Origin of the sequence: Arthrobacter sp. 9V (assembly GCF_902506065.1) — a bacterium.
Lineage (GTDB): Bacteria > Actinomycetota > Actinomycetes > Actinomycetales > Micrococcaceae > Arthrobacter.
This window is the reverse complement of record NZ_LR732958.1, coordinates 1-1068: the sequence shown is the minus strand read 5'-3', so window position 1 is coordinate 1068 and position 1068 is coordinate 1. Positions and strand designations below refer to the sequence as shown.

Genomic DNA, 1068 nt, shown 5'->3' with positions numbered 1-1068 from the left:
GCTCACGGATCAGGGCGTACTGGGCGTGGTTCGTGTCCTGGTACTCGTCGACCAGGATGTACCGGAAGCGCCGCTGGTACAGGGCGGCGACGTCCGGGAAGGCGCGGAACAGGAACACCGTCTGGCCGATGAGGTCGTCGAAGTCGAACGCGTTCGCCCGGCGGAGCTCGTTCGTGTAGCGCCGGAACACCTCGGTGAACATGACTTCCTGCGGGTCGTTCACGTTGATGTTGCGCGCGTAGGTGTCGATGTCCTGCAGCTCGTTCTTGAGCTTCGAGATCTTCGACGCCGCGGCACCCACGGTCAGCCCGAGGGAGTCGGCTTCGAGCTCCTTGATGATCCGCTTCAGCAGCGCCTTGGAGTCGGCGGAGTCGTAGATCGTGAACGACTGCGGGAACCCGAACCGCTCGGCTTCGCGCCGCAGGATGCGCACGCACGCCGAGTGGAAGGTGGAGATCCACATCCCCTCGGCCTCGCCGCCCACCAGGGCCCGGACACGCTCGCGCATCTCGGCGGCGGCCTTGTTCGTGAACGTGATCGCCAGGATCTGCGACGGCCAGGCTTCGCGGTTGGCGAGCAGCAGCGCGATGCGGCGGGTGAGCACGCTCGTCTTGCCGGAACCGGCACCGGCCACGATCAGCAGGGACTCGCCGCGGTACTCGACGGCTTCCTTCTGCTGGGGGTTCAGACCCGCGGTGAACGGGTCTTGGTACGCGCGGGCACCGGCGCCCGGTTCGGGCGTCGATTCGAAGGGGTCGAGCACGATCGTCATGTCCGGAACAGTCTAGGCGGGACCCCCGACAGCGGACCGGGCGAGCACCGCCAGGTCCGTGTGGTCGGCGAACACGCCGTCGAGTCCGGTGCGGATGACCGAGGTGAACCAGCGTTCCCAGTCGCCGAAGGCCGCGACGTCCCCGCCGCGACGCAACGGCGACGGCAGGAACCGGTTCTCCGGCCGGAGGGTCCACGTGTACACCGCGAGCCCGGCGGCGTGGGCACGGTCGACGATCGCGCTGCGCACCGGCGTCGGGTCGTCGAGCGCGACGCTGTCCACGCCGGCCATCAGGG

The 1068-nt window shown here is 68.6% G+C and carries 2 protein-coding genes; both read right to left on the bottom strand.

Translation table 11 applies throughout. The features are described 5' to 3' along the window. The coding region (locus BACI9J_RS22740) for an ATP-dependent helicase (RefSeq protein WP_159736654.1) at positions 1–772 on the bottom strand (772 nt) is incomplete at its 3' end. A gap of 12 nt (positions 773–784) precedes the next feature. Further along, the coding region (locus BACI9J_RS22735) for a glycerophosphodiester phosphodiesterase family protein (RefSeq protein ID WP_268892012.1) at positions 785–1068 on the bottom strand (284 nt) is incomplete at its 5' end.